The organism is Plantactinospora sp. GCM10030261 (genome assembly GCF_042666615.1).
Classification (GTDB): Bacteria; Actinomycetota; Actinomycetes; order Mycobacteriales; family Micromonosporaceae; genus KBS50.
On sequence record NZ_JBHTDD010000024.1, the window covers coordinates 97,306 to 118,865 of the forward strand.

A 21,560-nucleotide genomic window follows, 5' to 3' on the forward strand; every position below is an offset into this window, starting at 1 on the left:
CCGTACGGTAAACGGCAGCATTTCCGCATCGAGGCCGTGTCGGTTTTCACAACGCCTACGAGTTAACCGGCGGCAGTTCGCCGACCGTCGGACGTCGCCGGCACGACCCCATGGGGCCGCGCCGGCGCCGATGACGTCAGGAGATGTCGCGCCGGCGGGTCAGCAGGGTGCCGATCGTGCCGGCCACCGCCGCGTACCCGACGAGTACGACCGCGCCGACCCACCGCGGCGGGTTACCGGGCAACTCCGTGCCGGCGACCATCAACTGCGAGGCCAGCGAGGGAACGATCACAGCCAGGTTGTTGATCCAATCACCGAAGCGGTTGGCGAACACACCGAGGAAGATCAGCGCACCGATGTAGCCACCCAGATAGAGCAGCATGACCGTGACGGTGGCCCCGATCTGACTGCGGATCAGGATGCCGAATCCGACCCCGAAGATCGCGAACAGCAGGTACGCGAGCCCGTTGAGGCCGATCGCCCGCCAGACGAATGCCTCGCCGAGCTGGGCTCCCACGTCGGCCAGGATCAGCGGGGTGACCACCAGGTTGAGCGCCGAGGTGATGAGCCAGAAGAGCACGCCCAGCAGCGATGCGGCGACCAGCTTCGCGACGATCACCGCGGTGCGGTGCGGCGTCGTCAGGAAGGTCGTCGTCGCGGTCTGGTGGAAGAACTCGTTCGTCACCACGATGACCCCGAGCAGGGTGACGACCAGCAGCCCCAGCAGTTGACCGTTGGTGTAGAGGTTCGCCGCGATGTTCTGCAGATCCTGCGCGGCGGCGAACTCACCCGACTGGTCGGGTGGCAGGTTCTCCGGCGGGTTGAGCAGGAAGTTGGTCTGCACCCAGTTGAAGAGCAGGGTGATGCCCCACAGCGGGAGCGCGATCAGCGCGAAGATCCACCAGGTGCTGGTCGAACGGATCTTGAGCAGCTCGGCCCGGATCAACTTCATCGGATTCCCGCCTTTCCGGACGTCAGCTCCAGGAAGACACCCTCGAGGTCGGGGCGCTCCGTGGTCAGCTCGTGCAACTCGACCTGCGAGGCCAGGGCCGCCCGGCCGACCGCCGGCGCGTCCATTCCGGCGACCATCAGCACACCCCCGTCGGCCTTGTCGATGACCACACCGTCGCCGGCCAGGGCGCCGGCCAGCACGTCAGCCTGCGGCGTGCGGACCCGGACCCGGGCGCTGTGCGTCATGGATCCGACCACCTCGCCCACCGGACCCTGCCGGACCAGCTTGCCGGCCGCGATGATCACGACGTCGTCGGCGAGCAGTTGCATCTCGGACAGCAGGTGGCTGGAGACCAGCACCGTCCGGCCCTCGGCGGCCAGGGACTTGAGGAAGCCGCGCATCCACCGGATGCCCTCCGGGTCGAGGCCGTTCGCCGGCTCGTCCAGGATCAGCACCCGCGGATCGCCGAGCATCGCCGCGGCGATCCCGAGCCGCTGCTTCATGCCCAGCGAGTAGCCCTTGAACTTGCGTTTCGCGGCCGGGGTCAGGCCCACCATCTCCAGCGCCTCGTCGGCCCGCGACCTGGGCAGACCCGCGGCGGCGGCGATCACCCGCAGATGGTTGATCCCGGTCCGGCCGCGGTGCGCGCTGGACGCCTCCAGAACGGCACCCACCTGGCGCAGCGGGTCGGTCAGGTCGGCATACCGGTGGCCGCCGATCGTCGCCGTACCCGCGGTGGGGGTGACCAGGTTGAGAAGCATCCGGAGGGTGGTGGTCTTACCGGCGCCGTTGGGCCCCAGGAACCCGGTCACCCGGCCGGGTTCTACTACGAACGACAGATTGTCAACGGCCCTGACGGTCTTGTAGTGCTTCGTCAGGCCGGACACGATGATCCTGCCGTCTTCGCTCGTGGGGCTTCGCTGCCCGTCGGTCATCTCACTCCTCCCGTGTCGGCGCCGCCCCGGCGGCAACGCCGTCGCACAGCGTGACTGGTTGTCCGGCGCCGGTCAATCAGGACGGGGACCGACACGGCCTCCTTCCTCAGCACGAGGACGCTCCTGCTCGGGGACGAAACTGCCAGCTCAGATCGCGATCCAGGTGGCTCGCGCGTACCCGAGCAAGGCCCCCGCCGGCCCGTACAGGCTGGTGCGGACCTGGGCCTTGCGGCCTTCGGCGGCGTTCAACCGGCCGACCACCACGCATTCCTCGCCGGGGGCGGGCATCGCAACGACCGCTGCCGCGATCCTACCCAGCACGTACGGCCGACCCGCCCCGATCACGGCCCATCCGCCGGGACAGTCCAGGGCGGCCCAGATCGTGGCGGGCGAGACGTCGTCCGGAACGGTGAACGGCGCGGCGGTCCGGCCGTCCGGCAGTCCGCCCGGGAAGATCCGCAGCCCCGCGGGGTGGTCCGGACCGCAGACGTAGCAGGTGGGAAACGGATGTTCGGTGAAGCCCGGGTAGCCCGTCGCGGCGGTTGCCGCGGTGGACCGGTCGACCGGCGGGACCGCCTCCGAGGCGAACGCGTCGACCGGCCGTACCTCCGCGATCGCCTCCCCGGCGGGGTCCCGAACGATCGATCCGTCGACACTCAGCGTCACCGCCAGTGGCGGTGGCCGGCGCAGAGTTACCTCCGCCGGACCGGCGCCGACAAGCGTCGTGGCGAACAGGCCCGCCGACCAGCCGCCGTTGGCCGAGCCGGGCGGTCCGTTGAAGCGGGTGGGGATCAACATCGGCACAGCCTACGGCGGCCTGGGTGAGGGGTCGCCGGGCCGACCGGGTACGAGGTGCTGCCGGAGGACCTCGTCCAGGCGATCGACGTTGCGCCGACCGGCGCGAACGTCGTTAACCGGATCGACATCAACCCATTCGCCCGCCGACATGTCGCCGGTTACCCACGCCGTTTACACAGGTCGCATGGCTGTACTGCTCACCGCCGCCGAGATCGGCACCCGCGGTTACACCTTGCTGATCGCCGACGACGCCGCCCAGGTGGCCGCCGCGCAGCGACTGCGTCACCAGGTCTTCGCCGGGGAACTCGGCGCCCGCCTGGACACCGGTTCGACCGGTCTGGACGCCGATGACCTCGACATCTACTGCGACCACCTGCTCGTTCGGGACGAATCCACCGGTCGGGTGGTCGGCACCTACCGGCTGCTTCCACCGGAGGGGGCCGCCCGCGCCGGCCGCCGGTACGCCGACAGTGAGTTCGACCTGAGCCAATTGCGTCCACTGGGCGGTGATCTGGTGGAGGTCGGCCGGTCCTGCGTCGACCCGGAGCACCGGACCGGCGCGGTGATCAACCTCATGTGGGTCGGCATCGCCCGGTATCTGCACCTGAGAGGGTTGCGCTGGCTGGGCGGGTGTGCCTCGGTGCCGTTGACGGACGCGGGCGCGACCATGGCCGGCGTCTGGGAGCAGGTTTCCGGTCGTCACCTCGCCCCACCCGCCCTGCGGGTACGGCCGCGCCGGCCGTGGCTGTCCGAGCCCGACGGCGCCGCGGCGGTGGCCGCCCGGGCCGCACAGGCGGCGCCACCGCGCCCGACCCTGCCGCCGCTGTTGCGGGGTTACCTGCGGCTGGGGGCCTGGGTGTGCGGGGAACCGGCCTACGACCCCGACTTCCACTGCGCCGATCTGTACGTACTGCTCAGCATGGACCGGATGCACCCGCGCTACCGGCGGCACTTCCTGGGTGCTGTTCGATGACCGGGACGTCCACGGTGCCCGAGTCACCGTGGCAACCCCGGTCGTCCTGCGGCCCGGGGTGCCAAGCCGGCGGTCAGCGGGCTGCCGGACCGCTCCGGCAGGCGATCAGGCTGGTCGCGCTGCTCGGGGCGCTGCTGGGCGGCGTGTGCCTGCTGCCCGTGTTGTTGGCGTCAACCTCCGGTGGCCGGCAGGTCGCGGGGCGGTGGTGGGCCCGGCTGGTGTTGCGCTCGTTGGGGATCGGGTTGACCGTCGGTGGCGTCCGGCTGCCCCGACGCCGGGCCCTGCTGGTCGCCAATCACATCTCCTGGCTGGACGTGATCGCGATCATGGCGGTGGCGCCGACCCGGATGGTGGCCAAGAGCGAGGTCCGGCGGTGGCCGGTGCTCGGCGTTCTGGCCGCGGCGGCGGGCACCATCTTCGTCGACCGTTCCCGGCCGCGGGCCCTGCCCGGGGTCGTGGCCGAGATCGCCGCGGCGGTACGGGCCGGAGCGGTGGTCACGGCATTTCCGGAGGGGACGACGTGGTGTGGGGTTCCGGTCCGGAGCCGGTGCGCCGGCGTGGGCCGATTCCGGCCGGCGGTGTTCCAGGCGGCGGCGGACGCGGGCGCGGTCGTGGTGCCGCTGACCCTGACCTACCGGACCACCGGAGCGATCACCGCCGCACCGGCATTCCTCGGCGACGACACGCTGTGGGCGTCGCTACGTCGGGTGCTGGCCCTGCGGCGCCTGGTGGTGTCCGTGACGGCGGCACCGGTCCTGCATCTGGAGCGGGGAGCCGACCGCCGGACGGTGGCGCGGATGGCGCAGTCGTCGGTCGGCCGAGGCCGACCGACGATCTCCCGACCGACTCCGGTCACTCCGTCGGTGGCCGGCGGCCACACCCCGGCCGTTCCGGTGCTGGTGCCCACCTCGGCGGGTGAGCGGTTGGCGGCCTGAGGCGTTGCTGGTCTACTCGCGATGTATCGCGTTACAGTGACGCGGACATCGCGAGGAGACGTGGCATGTCCGGTTGGACGATCGACGGGCCCCAGCGGCTCACCCTGGCCGATTCGGTCGACCGACTCGATGTCTCGCTGCTTTCCGGTCGGCTCGCCGTGGTAGGCGCGGACGGACCAGCCCGGGTCGAGGTCACCCGGGCCGGCCGGCCGGGCATCGTCGTCGAGCACCGGGACGGCCGGTTGTCGGTCCGCCAGGAACGGCCGCCGAACTGGCGCGGCATCCTCTGGTGGCTGGCGACCGGCGGGTGGTGGACCCGGGTCCACGTGTCGGTCGCGGTCCCGCCGGAGACGCGGGCCGACCTGCGGTTGGTGGATGGATCGGCGGTCGTCTCCGGGTTGCGGGCGGTGACCCGGGTGGACGTCACCTCCGGGCAGGTGACCCTACTGGGCCTCGCCGGACGGACCAGCGCCACGCTCACCTCGGGTCCCGTGGAGGCGCTCGGGGTAACCGGGGACCTGACCATGGAGACGGTCTCCGGTGAACTGGTGCTCGCCGACGGCAGCGCGCACCGCGTACACGCCACAACCCGGTCCGGCTCGATCACCTGCGATCTCGACAATCCACGGGGCAGCGAGATCAGGCTCGGCACCGTCTCCGGCAGCGTGACCGTCCGGGTCCGTGCGGACAGCGACCTCACCGTCCACCTGCACAGCACCTCGGGCAACCTCACCAGCGCCTTCGCGCAGGTGCGTACGGGTGACGGCCCGAGCTGGTCGCGGGACGGGTACGGCGTGCTCGGCGGCGGGGACGGACAGCTCTGGGCCACGTCCACCTCGGGCAGCATCGCCCTGCTGTCCCGGCCCCTGGAGGAGGACGAGGACGGTCCGGTGGAGCCGGACACCGAGGCGTCGGCCGAGCCGGGTGGGCCGCGGGACGTCGGAGCCGCCTCGTGACGCCGGTGTTCGGACACGGCCGGCTGCGGCTCTATCTGCTCAAGCTGCTCGCCGACGGCCCGCGGCACGGTTACGAGCTGATCCGCTTGTTGGAGGACCGGTTCCTCGGCCTGTACGCCCCGAGCGCCGGCACGATATATCCCCGGCTGCAACGGATGGAGACCGACGGGCTGATCACGCACACCGCGGCGGCTGGCCGCAAGACGTACCGGATCACCGAGACCGGGCGGGCGGAGTTGCGGGACCGGGCCACCGAACTGGCGGCGCTGGAGGCCGACATCCGGGCGTCGGTGGCCGACCTTTCCGGTCTGGCCCGGCAGGTCCAGTCGGAGGTGCACGGCTCGGTCCGGGACCTGAAACGGGAGTTGCGGGCCGCCGCCCGTGAGGTCCGCCGTGCCGGCCCGGCGCGGGCTCCGGCCGACAGCGGCGCCGAGTCCGGTCCGGTGCCCGGCCGGGCCGACCGTGGTGGTGACCCTGCCGCCGACCTCGACGACCGGCTTGTCGAATTCGTCACCGAGGTGCGATCGTTGATCCGTGGCCGGCGGTTCACCGACGCGCAGCTGGCGACGGCCCGGCGGATCGTCGACGGCGCGGCGGAGAGCCTCCGCCGCCTGCTGCGCTGATCCGCGATCGAGGCACCGGACGATGCCGGGTCGGCGAGGGGTTGCGCGCACAGCGTGGACAACGGGCCCTGCCGGGGCGGGCTCAGGAAGTTTTCAGGTGCTGTCCAGCCGCCGCGCAGCGGTACGACGCATGATGGGGGGCATGGCCGCACCGCACATCGAGGCTCGCCTGCTCGTCGTCGAGGACGATCCGAACATCCTCGAACTCCTCTCCGCCAGCCTGCGGTTCGCGGGTTTCGACGTCGCCACCGCCACCAGCGGCAGCGCGGCGGTCACGGCGGCCAAGGATCGACGACCCGACCTCGTGGTGCTCGACGTCATGCTGCCCGACCTCGACGGTTTCGAGGTCATCCGGTTGATGCGCGAGGGCGGCGAGCGCACCCCGGTGGTGTTTCTGACGGCCCGGGACGCGACCGACGACAAGATCCGTGGGCTGACCCTCGGCGGGGACGACTACGTGACCAAACCGTTCAGCCTGGAGGAGCTGACCGCCCGGATCCGGGCGGTGCTGCGGCGCACCGCCAGCGGTGAGCAGCCCACGTCCCGGCTGGCCTTCGCCGACCTGGAACTGGACGAGGAAACCCACGAGGTCTACCGGGCCGGCACCCGGGTGCAGCTGTCGCCCACCGAGTTCAAGCTGCTGCGCTACCTGATGCTCAACGCCAACCGGGTGTTGTCGAAGGCGCAGATCCTGGATCACGTCTGGAACTACGACTTCCGGGGCGACGACAACATCGTCGAGTCGTACATTTCGTACCTCCGACGGAAGATCGACAACGTCGAGCCGCGGCTGATCCACACCCTCCGCGGTGTCGGATACGTGCTCCGCAAGCCGGCGGCGTGACCACCGCCCCCACCATCAAGAGCAAGATCCGCGGCATATCGCTACGGATCAAGTTGGTCGCCGCCGTCCTCGCCCTGGTCGCCGCCGCCCTCGTGGTGATCAGCCTGATGACGGCGTACTTCCTGCACAACTACCTGATCGGCCAGATCGACGACGAGATGGCGAGCTACGCGAATCAACCGGACAACCTCATCGTCCACGAGGAGACGCGCTACTCGCTGCCCACCGACTTCATGAAGGCCAACGTCAACTTCACCACGACGCTGGGTGTGGCGGTGGCCAAGGACGACGATCTGACCAAGGCGGACCTGCCGGGCGCCATCGGCCAGCTCGCGTGGTACCAGGAGCACGCGGGCGGGGAGGCTTTCACCACCGACTCCGCGAACAAGCAGTTCCGCTGGCGGATGGTCGTGCGGCAGGTCGGCGACAACCAGTACGCGGCGGTCGGGCAGAACCTCAAGGACGTCGACCTGGCCGTCCGGCAGCTGATCTGGATCGATGTCCTTGTCGGCGGCTCGGTGCTGGTGCTGCTCGCCTCGGTCGGCGCGGCCATCGTCCGGACCAGCCTCAAGCCGCTGGAGGACATCGAGCGCACCGCGGCGGCGATCGCCGGCGGCGATCTGACCCGCCGGGTGCCCGACCCGGAGTCCGGGGAGCCGGAACCCCTGTCCGAACTGGGCCGCCTGTCCCGGGCCTTGAACACGATGCTGAGCCAGATCGAGGCGGCCTTCACCGCGCGGGCGGCATCGGAGAGCGCGGCCCGGCACGCCGAGATGGCGGCCCGGGACGCCGCCGCCGCCGCGATGGCGTCGGAGGGCCGGGCCCGCCGGTCCGAGGAACGGATGCGCCAGTTCATCGCGGACGCCTCGCACGAGCTGCGAACCCCGCTGACCTCGATCCGGGGCTTCGCCGAGCTGTACCGTCAAGGAGCCGTGGTGGCCCCCGAGGACGCCACCCGGCTGATGCGCCGGATCGAGGACGAGGCCGCCCGGATGGGGCTGCTCGTCGAGGACCTGCTGCTGCTCGCCCGGTTGGACCGGGAGCGGCCGTTGGCACTGGCCCCGGTCGAGCTGCCCGTGTTGGCGGCCGACGCGGTGCAGGCCGCCCTGGCCGTGGCGCCGGATCGGGAGATCGCGTTGGAGGTGGAGCCCGGCGCTGGGCCGCTCGTGGTGCTCGGCGACGACGGACGGCTGCGTCAGGTGATCGGCAACCTGATGACAAACGCGCTCACCCACACCCCGCCCGAGGCGGCGGTGACGGTCCGGCTGCGGGCGGAGCCGGGCAACCTGGCCGTCATGGAAGTCATCGACACCGGTCCCGGGCTCTCCACCGAGCAGGCCGAGCGGGTCTTCGAACGGTTCTACCGGGCGGACTCCGCGCGGACCAGGCGGGCCGCCGGATCCACCAGCACCGGGCTCGGACTGGCGATCGTGGCCGCGCTGGTCGCCGCCCATCACGGCTCGGTCGAGGCCGCACCGACCCCCGGTGGCGGGGCCACCTTCCGGGTACGGCTGCCGCTGCTGCCGCCCGAGGAGGAGGCGGCTTCCGCCGCCGATTCCGGCGGTGGCGATCCTCTCAGCTAACACCCAGCCCGGTTACAGGTCGACCGCAGAGCCAGGGGGCACAGTAGGGATATGAGCGAGCACGAGAAGGACCCGCAGCGGCCCTCGGCCTCTCCCGACGCCGAGTCGTCGCACCCCACCGCCGAGCTGCCGCGTGCCGAGCGCGGGGAACCGGGCTCCGTAGCCCCGCAGCCGCAGGCGGCTCCTCACCCGGTGGCTCCGCCGCCGGCCGACACGACCGGCCCGACCGGCCCGGCCGCTTCCGGTGACGCCGACGACCCGTGGCGACCGAGCCATTCGTCGGCACCGGCACCGGCACCGGCACCGGCACCGGTGCCCGGGCCGAACGCGACACCGAACCCGTGGGCCGGTGGCCCCGGTCACCCGGCACTGCCGCACACCACCGGCATGCCGCCGTACGGCGACACCGCGGGGATGCCGCCGTACGGTGCCGACAGCGCGGGGATGCCGCCGTACGGTGCTGGCGCCGCGGGAATGCCGCCGCACGGCGGTGGCACCCCGGGCATGCCGCCGCACGGCGGCGCCGGAGCGCCGCCGGTATGGGCGCAGGGATACCCGGCGCCGGGTGCGCCGGCCCGCCAGCCACGGCGGGTCGGCCGGTTCGTCGCGGCTGGTGCCCTGGTGCTCGCCCTGATGACCGGTTCGGGTATCGCCGGTGGAGTGATCGCACTGGCGGTCGACCAGGGCCCCGGCGGTGACAACCGGGTGTTCAACGCCGCGCCGGTGATCGATCGGGCGGACCTGCCCCAGATCGCCGACAAGGTACAGGACAGCGTCGTGTCGATCAGTGCCGGGGACGCCGGCGGCTCCGGCGTGGTGCTCACCGCCGACGGCTACGTCCTCACCAACAACCACGTGGTGGCACAGGCGAGCGGTGGCACCGTGAAGGTCACCTTCGCCAACGGCAAAACCGCCGACGCCCGGGTCGTCGGCACCGACCCGAAGACCGATCTCGCGGTGCTCGAGGCGTCCGGGGTCAGCGACCTCACGGCGGCGACCATGGGCGACAGCGACGCCGTACGGGTGGGTGACACGGTGCTCGCCCTCGGCAGCCCGCTGGGACTGCAGGGCTCGGTCACCTCCGGCATCATCAGCGCTCGTGACCGCACGATCCAGGCGGGTGACGGCAACGAGAACCCGTTCCAGCGGCAGCAGGGCGCGACCTCCATTTCCGGCCTCCTGCAGACCGACGCGCCGATCAACCCTGGTAACTCCGGCGGTGCGCTGGTCAACACCAGCGGCGAGGTGATCGGCATCAACACGGCGATCGCCACGGCCGGCCAGAGCAACGGGAACATCGGTGTCGGCTTCGCGATCCCGAGCAACAAGGCCAAGGCGGTCGCCGAGGCGCTGCGCAACGGCCAGAAGGTCAGCCACCCCTCGCTCGGAGTGAGCGTCGCCACCGCCGAGGACGGCGGGGCGGTGGTCAACTCGGTCACCCCTGGCAGCCCGGCCGAGAAGGCGGGTCTCCAGCAGGGTGACGTCGTCACCCAGTTCGGTGGAAAGCGGATCAACGAGTCGAGCGACCTCGTCGCGGCCGTCCAGGGCGGCAAGGTGGGCGACCAGGTGGAGTTGACCTACAGCCGAAATGGCGCCGAAAAGACGGCAACCGTGACGCTCGCCGAAGCGTCATAACGAAAGACGCCGCGGACGCGGCGCACCGGACATCGGTAGGCGAGTGTCGTGGTTCGCCTCCTTCCCGGGCGGCGGATGGGATGGCCAAGGGGGTTGGGCATCCCATCCGCCGCCGCTTCTTTTCACCTGGCCCGGGCGACGGTGGATCACCCGGTCGTCGCACAGGATGACCGCACCGGGTGCCATCGGCGCGGGAGGAGAACGGTCATGACCACGGCAGTCACCCGCAGCGACGCCGAGATCCAGCGGGACGTGCTCGCCGAACTGGACTGGGAGGCCCGCGTCCAACCCAACGAGGTGGGGGTTTCGGTGCGGGACGGCGTGGTGATCCTCACCGGCTGGGTGGACAACTACGCGAAGAAATGGGCAGCGGAACGGGCCGTACAGCGGCTGCGTGGCGTCCGCGCGGTGGCCAACGACATCGAGGTACGGCTGCCGGGGGAGGCGGAACGGCTCGACCCCGACGTCGCGCTGGCCGCCATCCGGGCCTTGGAATGGGACTCGTTCGTGCCCATCGAGAACCTCGACCTCACCGTGTCGAACGGCTGGGTGATGCTGCGCGGCGTCGTGGAGTGGGGTTACCAGAAGCGGGCCGCGGAGCAGGCGGTCCGTCGGCTCGCGGGCGTGCGCGGGGTCACCAACCTGGTCACCGTCCAACCGGACAACCGTCCCTCGGCGCGGGACCTGGAACGGGATATCCGCAACGCGCTGGTACGCAGCATGGAATCTGCGGCCGAAGGGATCGGTGTGGCGGTCGAGGGCGACCGGGTGGTGCTGACCGGCACGGCCCGGTCCTGGCTGGAGCGGGCCGAGGCAGAGCGGGTGGCGTGGTCCGCCCGGGGCGTCGCGGGCGTCGACGACCGGATCAGCGTGCTGGCCTGAGGCGCCGGTCGGGGCGTTTACCGGTGTCCGGGCCGGGAAGCCGCGGTTGCAGCTCAAGGAGGCTTGTCGTGCAGGACGTTCCGGCCGACCGGACACCGGCATCGGAGGCGACGCGGCGCGGTTCGCGGCCGCTGCGGATCGCGATGGTCGTCCCACCCTGGTACGAGTTGCCCCCGCCCGGATACGGCGGCCTGGAGCAGGTCTGCGCGGCACTGGTCGACGCGCTCGTGGACCGGGGGCACGACGTGACGCTGTTCGGTGCCGGAAGCGGCAGCGGCACCCGGGCCTCATTCGTCGGCTCGGCACCGGCACCCGCCGCTGACCGTGTCGGTCAGGTTCTGCCGGAGCTGGCCCACCTGGCCCGCGTCAACCAGATGTTGGCGGACGAACGGTTCGACGTGGTCCACGACCACACCACCGCGGGTGTCCTGTTCGCCCGGCACCGACCGGCGCCCACCGTCCTGACCGTCCACAACCGACCCACCGGCGAGTTGGCCGACGTTCTGACCGACGTCGACCCGTCGGCGGGCCTGGTAGCGATATCGCACGCCCAGCGACGGCTCCGGCCAGAACTGTCCTGGATCGACGTGGTGCACAACGGGATGGTCGGGAACCTGCCGGTGAAGGCGCGGCCGGGCATCGGGCCGGTGCTCTGGTTGGCCCGATACGCCCCGGACAAGGGCCCCGATCTGGCCATCCACGCCTGCCGCGCGGCGGGTCTGCCGCTGGTGCTGGCCGGCAAGTGCAACGAGCCGGTGGAGGAGGAGTACCTGCACCGCGTGATCGAGCCGATGGTCGGCCCGGACGTCACGTTGCTTCGCAACCCCGACCGGCAGACGTGCGTCGACCTGTTGCTCGCGGCCCGCTGCCTCATCATGCCGGTCCGGTGGGAAGAGCCGTTCGGCATGGCGATGTTGGAGGCGATGGCGACCGGTACGCCGGTGGTGGCGCTCAACCGGGGCGCGGTGCCGGAGCTGATCAATCACGGCGAGACGGGGCTGATCTGTGACGATCCGGTGGACCTGGCCCCGGCGCTGCGGGATGTTTCGGCGATCGAACCGGAAAACTGCGTTTCACACGTCCGGCGCTGGTTCTCCGCCGAGCGGATGGCCGAAGGCTACGAGCGGGTCTACCGCGCGTGGTCGTCGGACCGACGACCCGAACTGGCGCTGAGCCGCTCCGCCTGGGTGCCCTGATCTGGCGCTGCCGTCCCCGCGTGCCAGGATGAGGACATGGTGGCTGGGCCGGTGGCGTTCGTGCTCGGTGGCGGTGGAGTGCTGGGCGCGGTGGAGGTCGGCATGCTCCGGGCGCTGTTCCGCTCCGGCTTCCGGCCGGACGTCGTGATCGGCACGTCGATCGGCGCGGTGAACGGCGCGCTCGTGGCGGCGGACCCGTGTGAAGCGGTCACCGACCGGTTGGTCCGGCTCTGGTCCTCGCCCGAGGCCAGCGAGGTGTACGGCGACTCGGTGGCCCGCCAGTTACGGCGCTTCGCGGCCCGTACCCATCTGCACTCCCCGGTGCCGCTACGCCGGCTGCTGGAGGGCGAGCTGGGCGTCGGTCGGACCTTCGCCGATCTGGCAGTGCCCTTCCACTGCTGCGCGGCCAGCATCGAGCGGGCGGCGGAGCACTGGTTCCGTGCCGGGCCGGTGGTGGACGCGGTGCTCGCCTCCGCCTCGGTGCCCGGCCTGCTGCCACCCATGCAGATCGACGGTGAGCACTACCTGGACGGTGGGATCGTCAACTCCATCCCCATCGGTGAGGCGGTGCTCGCCGGCGCCCAGCGGATATTTGTGCTCCAGGTCGGCCGGATCGAGCGACCGCTCAGCCCGCCGCGCCGGCCCTGGGAGATCGCCCAGGTGGCCTTCGAGATAGCCCGGCGGCACCGGTTCGCCCGCGAGATGGCCGCGTTGCCACCCGGCGTGGAGGTGCACGTGCTGCCGACCGGTGGGCTGGACCCGAGAGATGACAACCCGTGGGCGTACCGGGACATGGCCGCGGTGGGCCGGCGGATCAGCCGGGCCTACACGGCGTCCCGGCACTATCTCGACGCGCACGTCAAGGACGCCTGATGCGGCCGCCGCCGCGCTGGGTCCGCCGGCTGATCATCGCTCCGGCCGTGGTGCTGCTCGCGGCGTTGCTGGCTGGCACCCTGCCGTTCTGGTTGTTGCTGGCCGTCGCCGCGTCGCCGCTGGTCCCGGGGCGGCTGCGCCCGTTGCGGCTGGCCTGGCTGGCGGTGGTGTACGTGGTGTGGGACGCCGTCGCGCTGCTCGCCCTCTTCGTGCTCTGGCTGGCCTCCGGCTTCGGCTGGCGCAGCCGCTCACCGTCCTTCGAACGGGCCCACTATCTGTTGACCGGTCAGTTCCTCACGGCGCTGTTCTGGCAGGCCAGGTGGGCGCTGCGGCTGCGTATCGAGATCACCGGAACGGACCCTGACACGGCCCTGCCGGGTCGCCCGGAGTTGGTGCTGTCCCGGCACGCCGGACCGGGTGACTCGTTCATCCTGATCCATGCCCTGGTCAACTGGTTCGCCCGGGAGCCCCGGATCGTCCTCAAGGACACCCTGCAATGGGATCCGGCCGTGGACGTCATGCTCAACCGGCTGCCCAACCGGTTCATCACCGCGGACCCCGGGCCGGGGGAGTCGCTCGCGGAGCAGGTCGGCCACCTGGCCACCGGTCTGGACGACAACGACGCCTTCGTGATCTTCCCGGAAGGGAGCAACTTCACCCCGCGACGGCGGGTGCGGGCGATCGCCCGGCTGCGGTCCCGTGGCCTCGACGACATGGCCGAACGGGCGGAGAACCTGCGGCACGTGCTCGCGCCGCGACCCGGTGGGGTGCTGGCGGCACTCGACGCGGCACCCGACGCCGGCGTCATATTCGTGGCGCACACCGGGCTGGACCGGATGCTCACCGTCGCCGACGTGTGGCGGGAGTTGCCGATGGACAAGCGGATCGTGATGCGGTTCTGGTCGGTCCCGCCGGAGGAGATTCCGGCGGGCCGGCAGGAGCGGATCGACTGGCTGTTCGACTGGTGGACGCGGATTGACGAGTGGGTGGATGCCAATCGGGACGGTTCGACGGCGTAGGGTCCGGAGTCGTGGAGCAACTCTGTGTGGTGACTACCGTCGTCGATGCCCGGTCGGTCGCCGACGTCCTGGCGGCGGCGGCCGTGGCCGGCCGATTGGCCGCGTGCGCGCAGGTCACGGGTTCCGTGGACAGCACCTACTGGTGGCAGGAACGGATGGAGACCACCCAGGAGGTGGAAGTCCGGTTCAAGACCGCGATCGATCGGGTGGACGCGCTCGTCGACCACATCCGGGTCAGTCACCCGTACGAGGTGCCGGAGATCCTGGTGTCCCGGGTGGACTCCGGCAATCCGGATTACACCGCGTGGGTACGCGAGCAGACCCGCCCGGAGCCTCAGGCCGGCTGAGTATCCGCACTCTGCTGCCGACCCGGCCGGGCGGGACAACATGCACGGGTGACGACGTACCCCTGCCCCGCCTGCGGCGCCCCCGCGGACCTGACGGCCGGCTGCTCCGGCTGCCGGCGACCCGGCGACCCGGTGGCGGCCGAGGTCATCCGGCTCGACGGACTGATCGCGACCGGAGCCGCCGACCTGGAGCGGGCCCGCCAGCGGTACGCGGGGCTCGCTGACGAACTGCGTGAGCTGCGGGCTCGGCGCAACCATCTCGCCGCTCGGGTGCGGGCGGGCACGCCGGTGCAGGCGAGCCCTGGTCCGCTTCCGGCCGGCCCGCTTCCGGCTGGTCCGCTTCCGGCTGGTCCGCTTCCGGCCGGTCCGCTTCCGGCCGGCCCGGCCGGACCGCCGGAAACCACCACCCGCACCGTGCAGAACGTGTTGTTCGTGCTGGGCGGCCTGCTGCTGGGCGCCGCTGCCGTCGTCTTCACGGCGGTCGCCTGGGCCAGCGTGGGGGTGACCGGCCGGGCCGCGATCCTGGTCGCCGTCACCGCGTTGGTGCTGGCCGTACCGGTGCCGTTATGGCGGCGTGGCCTGACCGGGACCGCCGAGACGTTCGCCGCCGTCGGGGTGCTGCTGGTCGTGCTCGACGGGTACGCGGCCAGGACGGTGAACCTGGTCGGGCTGGCTGACTGGCCGACCGCCCGGTACGCCGCGGTGGTGGCGGCGGGAACCGCGCTGCTGGCGGCCGGCTACGGCCGGCTGACCGGGCTACGCGCACCGTGGTTCGCCGCCTTGGCACTGGCCCAGCCGGTGCTGCCGCTGACCGTGGTGGAACTGGACCCGTCGGCCGCCGGGTGGACGCTGGTGCTGGCCGCGACGGCCTGCCTCGATCTCGTGACGGCCCGCCGGCTGTCCGGTGGCGGACCGGCCCGGGCCGGACGGCTGGCCGGTTGGATCGGGTACGGCTGTGCGGTGACCGCGGCGGGGGTGTGCGCCCTGGTGGCATTGCTGACCACCGAACCTGCCGCGCTGGCCGGCGGACCGCTGCTGGTGGTCGCGCTGGTGCTCCTGGCCGGCGCGGCGGTCGCCGGACAGCCGGGCCTGCGGGCTGCCGCCACCGCGACGCTGGTGGCCGCCGTGGCGATCGCCGCGGTGCGGCCCGCGCCGGACACGCGGTGGCCGCTGCTGTGGTCCGGCATCGTGGTCGCACTGGTCGCCATCGCGGTGACGGTCGCCGGCCCACGGTTGTCGTTCGGGGGGCGGATCGGTGCTCTTGTGGTGGCCGGATTGTTCGGCGTAACGATCGGATCGCTGGCGTTGCTGGTCGCTGGCGTGGTCGCCGCGCGGTCCCCGCTCGGCGAGGCGGCGCCCGCCGTGCCGGAGTTCCTCGATGGCCAACTTCCGATGGGGGTGGTCCTGGTGACGGTGGCGCTCGCCGCGCTGCTGCCCAGGGCCCGGGGGGAGGTGGCGGTGGTCGGTGGCGTGTTCGGGGTGCTCGCGCTGCCGGCCACCGCCCCGCTGCCGGTGCTGGCGATCGTGGCCGTGGATCTCGTGGCGGCCCTGGCGTTGCTGCTGACCGCGACCCGCCTGGCGGGGGCGGCCGGATTGGCGGCCCGGGCGGTGGGGGCGGCCGGACCGGTGCGGGCGGCCGGGTCCGCGTGGGCGGTCCTGGCGGTCGCCGGCGGCGTCCTGCTGATCGGGCACGCCGTACTGGTGGGCCTGATCGAAGCCGGCTCCGCCACCGTGGCATTTGTCGGTGTGGCGCTGCTGGGACTGATCGTGGCCGTCCGCGTGGGTCGGCTCGACGCGGCGGCTCCGGTGGGGCTCCGCCTGATCGGTGGTTCAGCCATCACCGCGGCGCTGCTGTCCGGGCAGGCCGCGCTGACCGCCGCAACCGTGGCCGGCACCGCCGGGGGCCCCTGGCCGGGGCGGGTGGCCCTCGGCGCGGTCGCGGCGACCGCCGCCGGAATCGGGGCACTGCGCCGCCGGTTGGGCGGCCACCTGCCGTACGCGGTGGGGGCGCTCGTGCTGGGCGCGCTGGCCGCGGGCATCGCGCCGATCCTGACCGGCGGCGGCGATCCGGTGGGCGGATACGCGGCGGCCGGACTGTTGCTCGTGGCGATCGGCCTCGCCCTGGGCGCCGGACCAGGCGTGCGCGTGTCGTCGCTTGTCACCGGTGCGGCATTGGGCTGCGTGGTGGTCGTCGCCCTCGTCCGGCCAATGATCGCGCTGCTCGCCGGCCCGTACGCCTGGCTGGGTGAGATCTGGTCCGGCGCGCCCGTCGGCGTCGGTCTCGGCCCGGGCGACAGCGATCCGGCGTGGACCGTGGACGGCGCCGACGCGGCGGTCCTCGCCCTGCTCACCGCCGCCGCCGCGGTGTTCGGGTCGACCCGGCGGGGATCGGCCGGGCCGGTGATGCCGCTGGCCGCCGCCCGGCTGGCCGCGCCACTGGCCGCGGTGACCCTGGCGGCGCTGCCCGTCGCGGCTGGACTCCGGTGGCCCGTCCCTGCGGCGACGGCGCTCGTGATCGGCGTGACGGCCCTGCTGCTGGCCGCGCTGGCGCCCGTCGCGACGGCGCGGGCTCTGGTGCCGCTCGTGCCGGTCAGCGGCGTGCTCGCCGGAGCGGGACTCACCGGCCTGCTGCCGACCCGGTCCGGCACGCTGAGCGGGATGGGGCTGCTGGTGGTGGCGGGCGTCGCGGCCGGAGCCGCCGGCCGGAGCCGGACCGGGCGGATCACCGGTTGGCTGACGGCGACGACCACGGGTGCCCTGCTGGCGGTCGTGGCGACCGTCGCCGCGGCGCAGCCGGTGACCCGGGCGGCCCTGCCGGTCCTGGGTGTCGCGGCCGTGGCGTTGCTCGGTGGGGCGGTGCTGCGTTCCCGCCGACCGGCCGGCGCCGCGGTGGTCGACCGGGACCGCGAGGCGGTCGCGATCGAGGCCGCCGCGCACGCCACGGCAGTGGTGGCGATCATGCTGAGCGTCGGGCAGCTCCGCGTCACCGCCCTGATCTGCACGCTGTGGGGGGTGGCCGTGGGGCTGCGAGCGCTGCGACCCGGCGAGCCCCGGAACCGGCGGGTCGCCCTGGTGGCGGTGGCCACGGGCAGCCAACTACTGGCCCTGTGGCTGCTGTTGGCGGCAAACCGGGTGGCGCTCGCCGAGGCGTACACCGTGCCGGTGGCGCTGGCGGCGCTCGCGGCCGGCGGGTACGCCGCCCGCCTGCGGCGGGAGCTGAGCAGCTGGGTGACGCACGCCCCGGGGCTGGCCGCCGCGTTCCTGCCCACCCTGGCCAGCGTGCTGGTCGGGGACGGCGGTCCGGTGCGCCGGTTGACGCTCGGCGCGGGCGCCGTGGCCGTCCTGCTGACCGGGGCGGTCCACCGGCTCCAGGCGCCGGTGGTGCTGGGCGGTGTGACCCTGGCCCTGGTCGCCGTGCACGAGGCGGCTGGCGTCTGGGATCTGCTGCCCCGGTGGATCTACCTGGCCGGCGGCGGGCTGCTGCTGGTGACGGTCGCGGCGACGTACGAACGGCGGCGTCGAGAGTTGGACCGGCTCCGCGGCGCGGTACGCCAGATGACCTGAGACGGGTCGGGATAGGGGTGCTGGCACTACCCCGGTCGGGGGGATTGCTGGATTACCCACGTGTTGATCCTTGAGAAGACTGGGAGCATCGGCGAACCGGTCCAAGGAGTCGCCATGGACGCGCGAATCGAGGGTCACATGACGATCGGGGCTGCGGTGGCACCGCCCGCCCGGCGAGGCAGCGACTACGCGGAGTTGTCCCGCCGGATCAGTCGGCTGGGCCTGCTGGACCGCCGACCGGTCGGCTACCTGCCACTGGCGGTGCTGAGCGGTGCCCTGTTCGTCGGTGGCTGGGTGGCTTTCTTCCTGGTGGGTGACGCGCGGGGACAGGTGCTCGTGGCCGTGCTGCTGGCCGTGGCGAGCACCCAGGTCGCCTTCCTCGGCCACGACGCCGGGCACCGGCAGATCTTCCGCGGTCGGCCGGCTGGGGACGTGCTCGGGTTGCTCGCCGGCAACCTGGCGGTCGGGCTGAGCTACGGCTGGTGGATCGACAAGCACACCCGGCATCACGCCAACCCCAACCACGAGGACGAGGACCCGGACGTCGGCGCGGGTGCCCTGGTGTGGACGCCCGAGCAGGCTGGGCAGACCCGCGGCTTCGCCCGTCGGCTGGCACGCAGGCAGGCGTACCTGTTCTTCCCGATGCTGACCCTGGAAGGGCTGGCGCTGCACGTTTCCAGCGTCAAGGCCGTGTTCGGCCGGGGGCCGGACGGCTACGCCACCCCGATGCGGCACCGCGGGGTCGAGGCGCTGTTGCTGGTGGCGCACACGGTCGGCTACCTGGCCGCCGTTCTGACCGTGCTGTCACCGCTGAAGGCGTTGGTCTTCGTGGCCGTGCACCAGGGATTGTGGGGGATCTACATGGGCTGCTCGTTCGCTCCCAACCACAAGGGGATGCCGGTGCTGGGCGCCGGGGACGACCTGGACTTCCTTCGCAAACAGGTGTTGACCTCCAGGAACGTACGCGGTGGCCGGCTCGTCGACGTCCTTCTCGGCGGACTCAACTACCAGATCGAACACCACCTGTTCCCGAGCATGCCGCGCCGCAATCTGCGCCGGGCCCAGCCGATCGTCGAGGCGTACTGCCATGACCAGGGCATCCCGTACGAACAGACAGGGTTGCTGGACTCGTACCGTCAGGCGCTGCGCCACCTGCACTCGGTCGGCGCCGCCCTGCGGTGACAGCGGGCCCCTCGTCAACGCGTCAAGCGTCGCGAGGGGCCCGCTGTCGGCTCAGGCCGTCTTGTTCATGCTCTCCAGCAGGTCCGCCGGCATCTCGGTGACCTGGCTGGCGGAGGGCTTCGCCACCGTGACCGGTGCGCCGAAGTCCGCGTACGTGGTGGTCATCTTGCCCAGGCCGTCCTGGATCTTCGACATGTCCATGGACATCTCCACCAGCCGCCCCTGGTCGTCCACCTTCGCGGTGAACGGCACCGTGGTGGCCCCCATGGCCTTGAGGTCACCGGCGGTCATGGTCGGTGCCTTCGACAGGTCGAGCGTGCCGGTGAACGTTCCGTCGGCGGCCCGTTCGGTGTCCATCACCGCGTTGATCAGGCCGTCCACCCGGGCCGGGTCGTCCTTGGGGACGATGTCCAGGCTGCCGCCGGCCTTGATCTGGCCGGCGTCGGCGTGCATCCACTTCTTCGGCATGCCCGCCCCGTCGATCTTGAGGTACACGTCCGTATCGAGCAGGATGACCTCCATCTTCATTTTGGTCGATCCGGCGCTCAGGGTCATCTTCGCGTGTCCCACCCGCTTGACCGGGTCCAGCACCGTGATGGAGTTCAGGACGCTGCTCTCCATGGTGGCGCGGCTGGACTGCTCACCCAGCTTCCGGGCCGCGGCCCGGAGTTCCTCCGTCGGGTCGGCACTGGCGCTGGGGCTGGCGGCGGAGGACGCGGAGCCGGCCGTCGCCGGTCCGGCGTTGTTCTCCGTACTGCCACCGCAGGCCGTCATGCCAGCGCCGAGCGACACCGCCAACGCCAGTGCGACAACGGTGTTCCGTGCAGTTTTCATCGTGTGCGGATACTCCCCGTGTGCGACAAACCGCCGAGCGCCACAGGCTCATCCATGCGGCCGTCCCAGGCGGGCAACACACCTTAGGAGGTATCTCGTCCGCCTACAAGCGGACTACGGCGGATCGGGACGATGCCCGTACCTCGATGTCCTACCCGCCGGGACCTCGGCGGTAAGGTCAGCGCATGACAGAGGTCTTCGAGCTGGTGCGTGATCCGGTTCCGGCCCGCCGGATCGACACGGTCGTGCGGAGTACGGCATGAGATTCGAGATCAGCAAGGTGCTGGACACGATCGAGGGTCGAGTGACCACCGATCCGACGCTGGTGCGGGCGGCGGTGGACCTCGCCGAACTGGTCCGCTTCACCGACCTGGACCGGGGGCGCCCGGCGAGCATGCTCCGGCTCGGCATCGTCATCGACGCGCTTGGCCGGCAGGTGCAGGAGGACGGCGTCCAGGTTTACGCGGTGGTCCACCGCGGGCTGCTATCGGACGGCGACCTGACCTCCAACGAACGGATGGTGGTCCGGCGGTGGGCGGACGACGGACTGGTCGAGGTGCTCAACAACCCCGGTGACCGCATGCTGGAGGTGGCCGACCTGCTCGGACTTCCCGTGCTCACCCGGGCCCGCCTCGACGGTCTGCGTGGCCGCTATCCCTGGATCGGCCAACCCGGACGGGTGTTGGCGCCGGTCGTCGGTGCTGGCGGGCCGACGCTGGCCGCGCACGCCGGTGGCGGCGCGGTGCCGGCCCCGACCGATCCCTCCCCGACCGGCGCCCGGTTGCTCGCCCGCCTGTGGCGGTGCCCCGAACCGGGGTGCGCGCTGTTCGGCGCGGGTGGCGGCGGTGGCGCCTTCGCCGATCTGGCCCGGGTGCATCGCACCGCGATCAGCCAACCACCGCCGTCGCTGCGCGGTGGGGCGCCGAGTTGCCCCCGACACGATCGGCCGCTTACCGACGCGGGCGCACGCCCCCGGCACGAGATGCTCGCCGTACGGATCGGTGGGCTGGTCCGCCAGCGGTTCGTTGTCGCCGACCGGCCGGTCGTGGTGGGCCGTGCCCCCGAGGAGGACGGCGGCATCACCGTGGGCCAGTGGCTGAACGACGAGGCCCGGCGCTGGATCAGCCGCAGCCACCTCCGGCTGGAGTTGCGCGGAGCCGACCTGGTCGCCCAGGACGTCAGCACCAACGGATCGGGGCTGCGCCCGCGCGGGTCCCTGGACGACGACGACCGGATCACGTTGAACCGTCAGCAGAGCCGGGTGCTCGGCCCCGGTGACTTCGTGGAGTTGTACCCAGGCGTACAGGTCGGCCGGGCGGCTGACCTGCCGTCGGCGGCCGCCTTCGCGCCAGCGTCGGTGATGGCCGAGGCCCCCACCATGACCATGCGAACCGTAGACCGCTGACCCGCCCCCTCCCCCCGCCGCCCC

General features: G+C 72.1%; 19 protein-coding genes. 15 read left to right on the forward strand and 4 right to left on the reverse strand.

Annotation, left to right across the window (positions count from 1 at the left end; genetic code table 11):
- Window positions 1–136: 136 nt before the first annotated feature.
- The 3 genes from ACFQUZ_RS24620 to ACFQUZ_RS24630 form a co-directional block, all read right to left on the reverse strand.
- Window positions 137–952 carry an ABC transporter permease gene (locus ACFQUZ_RS24620; protein ID WP_377446224.1) on the reverse strand — a complete coding sequence of 272 codons (816 nt, stop codon included), beginning with the start codon at window positions 950–952 and terminating at the stop codon, window positions 137–139.
- Window positions 949–1,887, reverse strand: a complete 939-nt coding sequence (locus tag ACFQUZ_RS24625; RefSeq protein WP_377446226.1) for an ABC transporter ATP-binding protein — start codon at window positions 1,885–1,887, stop codon at window positions 949–951. Before ACFQUZ_RS24625 ends, ACFQUZ_RS24620 begins: the two co-directional genes overlap by 4 nt.
- A gap of 147 nt (window positions 1,888–2,034) precedes the next feature.
- The gene (locus tag ACFQUZ_RS24630) at window positions 2,035–2,685 is read right to left on the reverse strand and encodes a hypothetical protein (RefSeq protein WP_377446228.1); all 651 of its coding nucleotides are present in this window, start codon (window positions 2,683–2,685) and stop codon (window positions 2,035–2,037) included.
- 184 nt (window positions 2,686–2,869) lie between these two features.
- Here ACFQUZ_RS24630 and ACFQUZ_RS24635 point away from each other — a divergent pair, with 184 nt between their 5' ends.
- From ACFQUZ_RS24635 to ACFQUZ_RS24700, 14 genes are all read left to right on the forward strand, one after another.
- Window positions 2,870–3,658, forward strand: a complete 789-nt coding sequence (locus tag ACFQUZ_RS24635; RefSeq protein ID WP_377446230.1) for a GNAT family N-acetyltransferase — start codon at window positions 2,870–2,872, stop codon at window positions 3,656–3,658.
- Window positions 3,655–4,593 carry a lysophospholipid acyltransferase family protein gene (locus ACFQUZ_RS24640; protein WP_377446232.1) on the forward strand — a complete coding sequence of 313 codons (939 nt, stop codon included), beginning with the start codon at window positions 3,655–3,657 and terminating at the stop codon, window positions 4,591–4,593. Before ACFQUZ_RS24635 ends, ACFQUZ_RS24640 begins: the two co-directional genes overlap by 4 nt.
- Window positions 4,594–4,658: 65 nt before the next feature.
- Entirely contained in the window at window positions 4,659–5,549 is an 891-nt protein-coding gene (locus ACFQUZ_RS24645; protein ID WP_377446233.1) for a DUF4097 domain-containing protein, read from the forward strand.
- On the forward strand, window positions 5,546–6,172 hold the full coding sequence (locus ACFQUZ_RS24650; RefSeq protein WP_377446235.1) for a PadR family transcriptional regulator: 627 nt from the start codon (window positions 5,546–5,548) through the stop codon (window positions 6,170–6,172). Before ACFQUZ_RS24645 ends, ACFQUZ_RS24650 begins: the two co-directional genes overlap by 4 nt.
- 142 nt (window positions 6,173–6,314) lie before the next feature.
- Complete coding sequence (locus ACFQUZ_RS24655; protein WP_377446236.1) at window positions 6,315–7,016, forward strand: response regulator transcription factor; 702 nt, start codon at window positions 6,315–6,317, stop codon at window positions 7,014–7,016.
- On the forward strand, window positions 7,013–8,599 hold the full coding sequence (locus tag ACFQUZ_RS24660; protein ID WP_377446238.1) for an ATP-binding protein: 1,587 nt from the start codon (window positions 7,013–7,015) through the stop codon (window positions 8,597–8,599). The genes ACFQUZ_RS24655 and ACFQUZ_RS24660 overlap by 4 nt, the downstream gene beginning before the upstream one ends.
- Before the next feature lie 51 nt (window positions 8,600–8,650).
- The gene (locus ACFQUZ_RS24665) at window positions 8,651–10,234 is read left to right on the forward strand and encodes a trypsin-like peptidase domain-containing protein (protein WP_377446239.1); all 1,584 of its coding nucleotides are present in this window, start codon (window positions 8,651–8,653) and stop codon (window positions 10,232–10,234) included.
- Between the two features lie 207 nt (window positions 10,235–10,441).
- Window positions 10,442–11,116, forward strand: coding sequence for a BON domain-containing protein (locus ACFQUZ_RS24670; RefSeq protein WP_377446241.1), 675 nt, complete (start codon window positions 10,442–10,444; stop codon window positions 11,114–11,116).
- 143 nt (window positions 11,117–11,259) lie between these two features.
- Entirely contained in the window at window positions 11,260–12,312 is a 1,053-nt protein-coding gene (locus ACFQUZ_RS24675) for a glycosyltransferase family 4 protein (RefSeq protein WP_377446270.1), read from the forward strand.
- A gap of 36 nt (window positions 12,313–12,348) precedes the next feature.
- On the forward strand, window positions 12,349–13,185 hold the full coding sequence (locus ACFQUZ_RS24680) for a patatin-like phospholipase family protein (protein WP_377446242.1): 837 nt from the start codon (window positions 12,349–12,351) through the stop codon (window positions 13,183–13,185).
- Entirely contained in the window at window positions 13,185–14,204 is a 1,020-nt protein-coding gene (locus ACFQUZ_RS24685; protein WP_377446244.1) for a 1-acyl-sn-glycerol-3-phosphate acyltransferase, read from the forward strand. The genes ACFQUZ_RS24680 and ACFQUZ_RS24685 overlap by 1 nt, the downstream gene beginning before the upstream one ends.
- An 11-nt stretch (window positions 14,205–14,215) precedes the next feature.
- Window positions 14,216–14,551 (forward strand): divalent-cation tolerance protein CutA, encoded by a 336-nt coding sequence (gene cutA / locus ACFQUZ_RS24690; protein ID WP_377446245.1) that lies wholly within the window; start codon window positions 14,216–14,218, stop codon window positions 14,549–14,551.
- A gap of 48 nt (window positions 14,552–14,599) precedes the next feature.
- On the forward strand, window positions 14,600–18,115 hold the full coding sequence (locus ACFQUZ_RS24695; RefSeq protein WP_377446247.1) for an SCO7613 C-terminal domain-containing membrane protein: 3,516 nt from the start codon (window positions 14,600–14,602) through the stop codon (window positions 18,113–18,115).
- Between the two features lie 114 nt (window positions 18,116–18,229).
- Window positions 18,230–19,297 carry a fatty acid desaturase family protein gene (locus ACFQUZ_RS24700; protein WP_377446248.1) on the forward strand — a complete coding sequence of 356 codons (1,068 nt, stop codon included), beginning with the start codon at window positions 18,230–18,232 and terminating at the stop codon, window positions 19,295–19,297.
- A gap of 51 nt (window positions 19,298–19,348) precedes the next feature.
- Here ACFQUZ_RS24700 and ACFQUZ_RS24705 read toward each other — a convergent pair whose 3' ends face one another.
- A complete protein-coding gene (locus ACFQUZ_RS24705) occupies window positions 19,349–20,131 on the reverse strand; it encodes a hypothetical protein (RefSeq protein WP_377446249.1) in 783 nt (260 codons plus the stop codon).
- A gap of 259 nt (window positions 20,132–20,390) precedes the next feature.
- On the opposite strand from ACFQUZ_RS24705, the gene ACFQUZ_RS24710 reads away from it, so the two are divergent.
- A complete protein-coding gene (locus ACFQUZ_RS24710; protein ID WP_377446251.1) occupies window positions 20,391–21,536 on the forward strand; it encodes an FHA domain-containing protein in 1,146 nt (381 codons plus the stop codon).
- The last annotated feature ends 24 nt before the right edge of the window (window positions 21,537–21,560 follow it).

What these genes read in the sequence shown, in the direction of transcription:
- ACFQUZ_RS24625 (WP_377446226.1), bottom strand. Translation starts at nt 1,887, where the DNA reads ATGACCGACGGGCAGCGAAGCCCCACGAGCGAAGACGGCAGGATCATC.
- ACFQUZ_RS24700 (WP_377446248.1), top strand. Translation starts at nt 18,230, where the DNA reads ATGGACGCGCGAATCGAGGGTCACATGACGATCGGGGCTGCGGTGGCA.
- ACFQUZ_RS24705 (WP_377446249.1), bottom strand. Translation starts at nt 20,131, where the DNA reads ATGAAAACTGCACGGAACACCGTTGTCGCACTGGCGTTGGCGGTGTCG.
- ACFQUZ_RS24665 (WP_377446239.1), top strand. Translation starts at nt 8,651, where the DNA reads ATGAGCGAGCACGAGAAGGACCCGCAGCGGCCCTCGGCCTCTCCCGAC.
- ACFQUZ_RS24655 (WP_377446236.1), top strand. Translation starts at nt 6,315, where the DNA reads ATGGCCGCACCGCACATCGAGGCTCGCCTGCTCGTCGTCGAGGACGAT.
- ACFQUZ_RS24640 (WP_377446232.1), top strand. Translation starts at nt 3,655, where the DNA reads ATGACCGGGACGTCCACGGTGCCCGAGTCACCGTGGCAACCCCGGTCG.
- ACFQUZ_RS24685 (WP_377446244.1), top strand. Translation starts at nt 13,185, where the DNA reads ATGCGGCCGCCGCCGCGCTGGGTCCGCCGGCTGATCATCGCTCCGGCC.
- ACFQUZ_RS24645 (WP_377446233.1), top strand. Translation starts at nt 4,659, where the DNA reads ATGTCCGGTTGGACGATCGACGGGCCCCAGCGGCTCACCCTGGCCGAT.
- ACFQUZ_RS24630 (WP_377446228.1), bottom strand. Translation starts at nt 2,685, where the DNA reads ATGTTGATCCCCACCCGCTTCAACGGACCGCCCGGCTCGGCCAACGGC.
- ACFQUZ_RS24675 (WP_377446270.1), top strand. Translation starts at nt 11,260, where the DNA reads ATGGTCGTCCCACCCTGGTACGAGTTGCCCCCGCCCGGATACGGCGGC.
- ACFQUZ_RS24670 (WP_377446241.1), top strand. Translation starts at nt 10,442, where the DNA reads ATGACCACGGCAGTCACCCGCAGCGACGCCGAGATCCAGCGGGACGTG.
- ACFQUZ_RS24710 (WP_377446251.1), top strand. Translation starts at nt 20,391, where the DNA reads ATGAGATTCGAGATCAGCAAGGTGCTGGACACGATCGAGGGTCGAGTG.
- ACFQUZ_RS24680 (WP_377446242.1), top strand. Translation starts at nt 12,349, where the DNA reads ATGGTGGCTGGGCCGGTGGCGTTCGTGCTCGGTGGCGGTGGAGTGCTG.
- ACFQUZ_RS24635 (WP_377446230.1), top strand. Translation starts at nt 2,870, where the DNA reads ATGGCTGTACTGCTCACCGCCGCCGAGATCGGCACCCGCGGTTACACC.
- ACFQUZ_RS24620 (WP_377446224.1), bottom strand. Translation starts at nt 952, where the DNA reads ATGAAGTTGATCCGGGCCGAGCTGCTCAAGATCCGTTCGACCAGCACC.